Annotated in this window: 5 protein-coding genes; 2 read left to right on the top strand and 3 right to left on the bottom strand. The window is 41.7% G+C overall.

All coding sequences use genetic code 11. The annotated features are described in order from the left end of the window. Nucleotides 1–108: 108 nt before the first annotated feature. Genes VZ94_RS14000 through VZ94_RS30830 form a run of 3 tightly spaced genes read right to left on the bottom strand, consistent with a single transcriptional unit; the run spans nucleotide 109 to nucleotide 1,305 of the window. A complete protein-coding gene (locus VZ94_RS14000; protein WP_052700547.1) occupies nucleotides 109–642 on the bottom strand; it encodes a hypothetical protein in 534 nt (177 codons plus the stop codon). After that, the gene (locus VZ94_RS14005) at nucleotides 639–1,088 is read right to left on the bottom strand and encodes a response regulator transcription factor (protein ID WP_275575249.1); all 450 of its coding nucleotides are present in this window, start codon (nucleotides 1,086–1,088) and stop codon (nucleotides 639–641) included. The genes VZ94_RS14000 and VZ94_RS14005 overlap by 4 nt, the downstream gene beginning before the upstream one ends. Nucleotides 1,089–1,092: 4 nt before the next feature. Continuing rightward, a complete protein-coding gene (locus VZ94_RS30830) occupies nucleotides 1,093–1,305 on the bottom strand; it encodes a response regulator (protein ID WP_275575250.1) in 213 nt (70 codons plus the stop codon). Between the two features lie 631 nt (nucleotides 1,306–1,936). On the opposite strand from VZ94_RS30830, the gene pgaB reads away from it, so the two are divergent. Continuing rightward, nucleotides 1,937–3,883, top strand: coding sequence for a poly-beta-1,6-N-acetyl-D-glucosamine N-deacetylase PgaB (gene pgaB, locus VZ94_RS14010; protein ID WP_082081673.1), 1,947 nt, complete (start codon nucleotides 1,937–1,939; stop codon nucleotides 3,881–3,883). Beyond that, entirely contained in the window at nucleotides 3,880–5,265 is a 1,386-nt protein-coding gene (gene pgaC / locus VZ94_RS14015; RefSeq protein ID WP_082081675.1) for a poly-beta-1,6-N-acetyl-D-glucosamine synthase, read from the top strand. Before pgaB ends, pgaC begins: the two co-directional genes overlap by 4 nt. Nucleotides 5,266–5,326: the final 61 nt, after the last annotated feature.

Consider the following 5,326-nt stretch of genomic DNA (forward strand, 5'->3'; position numbering starts at 1 on the left):
GGCACGTCTAAATCAATGTGCTGCTGATGTTTAACAGCGACTTGTTCTAGTTCATTACCTATCTTTACAAAGAGGGTTGCAAAAAGAGCGTTTTTACAACTTCCCCCTTCAGTTGTRTAATAAAATTCGACMACTGACAAAAATAATTAAAGTCAGCTCGAAATAAGCTAAACGTATCGAAGTAATATCATGATCAACTGCGGATAAATCTTCAGCAACGCTGATATTGATTCTATGACCAAATTTTATTAAACCTAAGCCTAGGACTAAAAGCGGGCGTTGCTCGGGTCCTTCAAGGTGGTAAACGCTGTATTGGTCAGGTCCTATCGGTGTAACGTTTAGACTGTAATTTTCTAGCGAAGGTGAGGGATAAACCTGTGCATCTATCTTAACAACATAATAATGCCCAGACAGTGGGCGAGTATAAACAGAACTAATACGAAGGCCATTAAAACCCACTTGGTCATCATCAAGACTCGTCAACGTTTCTATCAAAGAATTACCATCATCCGCTAAGCGATTTGACATTTGTTTTTCGGCGACGGTACGAATAACCGAGTCTGCCGCAATCCAATGAATCACAAAGATAATACTCAATACCGAAAGTAAACCACGGCTTAAACGTCTGCGCAGAGACATCATAGCTTTGAGCCAAACACATAGCCCTGACCCCGACGGGTTTGTATTAATTCATTACCGACAATCCGGCGTAAGCGATTCACATAGACTTCAATTACATTGCTATCCGGTTCACTGGCATCATCGTAAATGCGCTCGATTAAATGCCCTTTACTCAATACCTTACCCGCATGTAGCATGAAATAGCGCAGCAATTTGAATTCTATCGCGGTCAAAATAATGGGTTGCCCACCTTTTACTGAAACCGCCTGCTCTTCTTCATGTAAAACGACACCTTCTACGTTTAGCGCCACTTGATTAAGTTTGTTGATACGTTTTATCAAGGCTTGCAGGCGTACTAAAAGCTCTTGCAGATGAAAAGGTTTGCCTAAATAATCATCTGCCCCCGCTTTAAATCCGTCTACTTTTTCATACCACGCATCGCGCGCTGTCAATACAATCACCGGCACACGGTTATCGGCAGCTCGCCAACGCTTTAAGACTTCGAGTCCAGAAAGTTTTAGGTAATCCTAAATCGAGTATAACAACGTCATACTCCTCGGTCGCGCCTAAAAATTCACCTTGCTCACCGTCCAGAGCCATATCGACGTTATAACCTACCCGCTCCAAATCTGTTGCTAGTGCGCGGGATAACGCTAAATCATCTTCTACCAGTAACAATCGCATGTTTTAATACCTGCGGTAATGAGGTACCCCATTAACCTGCTGATGTTGTGATTACATCTATTCCAGCCAGGCTTTACAAAGCTTCGATGGAATAGCCTACATGTATTTTATTACGTTTCCCTCATAGACAAGTAAAGTTTGCGAAGGTAATTTTAGGGGGGGGTCTATAAAGTCAGCTGTTACACAAGTGGGAAACGTAATAGGTTTTTTTGAGCTTCCAATTCAATACAAGGTTTTTTAGCTTTTTGCATTTTTGCAAATCATTCCGGTTATGGTCCTACTCAAAAGTGGCTTGAACAGCGCCCATCCAGTAGCTAAGTGTTGCCAGATCAAACTTTAATGTCCATGAATTTCCAGTCGCTTTCTGAAAAAACCGAAAAGTTGACCTTTTAAAGTATAGGCATAATTATACCTTGTTCGTCAATGCGTAAGTCGCAACGAATAGTTTTGTAAGTACTTTCTGTCATCGCTGTTGTCAAAAATATAATTTTATCAATGTGTTATTTGTTTTTGTCAGAATGAATTGAAATATTACCGCTTGAAATGAGAATTGTTGGATTTGCTGGCAAATTAAAACCTTAAGCCTGCTTTTTGTTACAATACCCGGCTTTGAAAATTCATTAATTTTGTCATGCTGCGCTATTGCCCATCGCTATTTGTTTATTTTTGTTTAGGTATTCGTTGTTTCATCTTAAGCTTAATTTGTTTTATTCCTTTTTTATCGGCACACGCTGCCGATGCCAGATTTTTAGTACTTAATTATCATGATATTGTCGAGACCGACGCTGATATTAAGCAAGATACGGATGTGAGTGTTAAGCGTTTTGAGCAACATTTGCGCTGGTTACAACAAAACCATTATTCGGTTATTAGCATACAACAAGTTATTGATGCCGCAGCTGGAACTAAGGCATTGCCGAAAAAAACCGTGTTATTGACGTTTGATGATGGTTATTTAAGTTTTTATCAACAGGTTTTCCCATTACTTAAGAAATATCAGTATCCAGCAACGGTTTCCGTGGTGGGTAGTTGGTTAGAGGATAGGGGTAAGCCTAGCGATGTTAAGCAAGCATTATTGACCGTTGAGCAATTAAAACTCATGCAGCAATCGGGGTTAGTTGAGATTGCTTCACATAGTTACGATTTGCATCGCGGTATTTTGGCTAATCCTCAGGGCAATACTCAAGCAGCCGTCGTGACTCGGTCGTATTTGCCTGAAGCGAATAGTTATGAAAACGATGCTGATTATTTAGCAAGAATCACTAAGGCTATGCAACACAGTGCTGATTTTTTAGTAAAACAGGTTGGTGTAAAGCCTAGGGTCATGGTATGGCCTTATGGTGAGTACAATAGTTTTGCTATTGATGCAGCGAAAGTATCTGGTATGCCGATTACGATGGGGTTGGTCGATGGCGATAACACATTGGCTGATTTACCTGCGTTGCGTCGCTTAATGGTCGTCGATAATCCAGACCAAAAACAGTTTGCGCACTTAGTGACTACGATGCGTCAGCATATTCCGTTACGCATTGCGCATTTAGATTTGGATTATTTGTATGATACTGATTACAAGCAAACTGAATTGAATTTAGACCATGCGATTCAGCGCATTAAGAATATGCGTATCAATACGGTGTTTTTACAAGCTTACGCAGACCCAGACGGTGATGGTAATGCCGATGCGTTATATTTTCCCAATCGCCATCTGCCGGTGAAGCAAGATTTGTTTAATCGCGCAGCTTGGCAATTAAAACAAGTCGCTAGAGTTAAGGTGTATGCCTGGCTGCCTATATTAGCCTATCAAAATCATTTGCCGGATGCGTGGTATGTACAAGAGTGGCGCGACGGTAAAGCGCAAAAATCTAGTCATATCTACACGCGGTTATCGCCATTTAATCAAGACGCTAAGCAGTTTATTACCGATATTTACCAGGACTTAGCGAAATACTGTAACTTTGATGGTGTACTCTTTCATGATGATGGTATTTTGTCAGATTATGAAGATGTTTCGCCAACTGCACTGGCTTATACCCATCAAGTTTGGGGCTTGCCAGCCGTATTTAACGAGTTACATGCTACACCTGCTATGCGTATGGCGTGGGCTGAACGTAAAACCGAATTTCTCAGCCAGTTTACCGATGAGTTGGCTAAAGAAGTTAAGCGTTATCGGCCTTATATTAAAACGGCGCGTAATATTTATGCCGGGCCTATCTTGAAACCGTATAGTGAGGAATGGTATGCACAATCGCTGAAAGCGTTTTTAGCGCATTATGATTATGTAGCGATTGAAGCGATGCCTTTTATGGAGGAGGCTGAGCAACCACAAGCGTGGTTGACCCAGTTAGTTCAAGCGGTAAAACGTACTCCGGGCAGTTTAAACAAAACTTTGTTTGAGCTACAAGCTGTTGATTGGCGCAATAAACAAAAAATCGCGATGCCGGTTTTTAATGGACAAGTCGAATTATTAAAAAAATTAGGCGTTAAGCATTTAGGTTTTTATCCTGATAATGTGTTTGAAAATCAGCCAAAGTTACAGGATTTACAACAGCATTTTTCCCTATCGGATAGTTCTGAATGAAGGAATTAAATGATGGTGGGCTAGCGTTGATCAACACGATAGCCACTGTAAGTGAAGCTGTGACGCGTGTTTGGCCTAAGCTTGCCCAGTCCATTCAAGAGGTAGGCCGTTTTTGCTTAGGTGCGACGAGTTCTATTGATGAGTTTATTTACGCATACCCGTTGTTCATGGCTTATATTTGGATGTTGGGTGCGTTAATTTTTTATTTTCGCTTTGAGTTTAAACAGCCTCATCATGCTGAGCAACCGCTAGCGTTGTTAGAGCAGCCGTTGGTGTCTATTTTAGTGCCTTGTTATAACGAGTCGGAAAATATACGCGAAACCATCGCTGTTTTGGCTGAGCAAGATTATCCGTATTTCGAAATTATCGCGATTAACGATGGGAGTAAAGATAATACCTTAGCGATTCTGAATGAACTCACTGAGCAATATCCCATGCTAAGAGTGGTTAATTTGCATACTAATCAAGGCAAAGCGATGGGATTACGCACCGGGGCATTATTAGCCAATAGCGAGTACTTAGTTTGTATAGATGGCGATGCGTTATTAGAGCCTTGCGCTATCGGATGGATGGTCAGGCATTTTATTAATAATCCACGCGTCGGTGCTGTAACAGGTAATCCTAGAATCCGTAACCGTTCCACGTTATTAGGACGTATTCAAGTCGGTGAGTTTTCAGCCATTATCGGTATGATTAAACGTGCACAACGTTCGTATGGGCGCGTATTTACCGTATCCGGCGTTATTGCGGCATTCCGTAAGTCTGCATTACACGATGTAGGCTATTGGAGTAACGATATGGTTACCGAAGACATTGATATTAGTTGGAAATTGCAGTTAGCTGGCTGGACTATTTATTTTGAGCCGCGTGCTTTGTGTTGGGTATTAATGCCTGAAACCTTAAGTGGTTTGTGGCGACAACGGGTACGTTGGGCGCAAGGTGGTGCTGAGGTGTTGCTGCGTTATTTTAAAGCCCTGTTTAATTGGTCTGCGCGTGGAATGTGGCTATTGTATTTGGAGTGCTTAGTCAGTACGACATGGGCTTATCTGATTTTGTTTTATAGCGTTTTTGCATGCTTTAGCCATGTATTTTTTGGCGATATGCGAGGGCCTCTAGGCTATGATTGGTCCCCCGGATGGACGACGACGCTCTTAAGCCTGACCTGCATGGTACAGTTTGCATTGAGTTTACTGATTGATTCGCGGTATGAAATTCCTAGCCATAGCGCTGCACGGTATTATTATTGGATGATTTGGTATCCGATTGCGTATTGGTTAATCAATGTGGCGACAACGATTACCGGCTCCATTAAAGCAGTTACTAAAAAACGTGGACAACGTGCTGTTTGGGTAACCTTGGATAGAGGGTTGCGTAATAAATGAAGGCTTATATTATCGAGCAACCGCAGTTGCAAAGTGTGTTGGCTAGAGTTAGCGAAATCGT

It is taken from the genome of Methylocucumis oryzae, assembly GCF_000963695.1.
Lineage (GTDB): Bacteria > Pseudomonadota > Gammaproteobacteria > Methylococcales > Methylomonadaceae > Methylovulum > Methylovulum oryzae.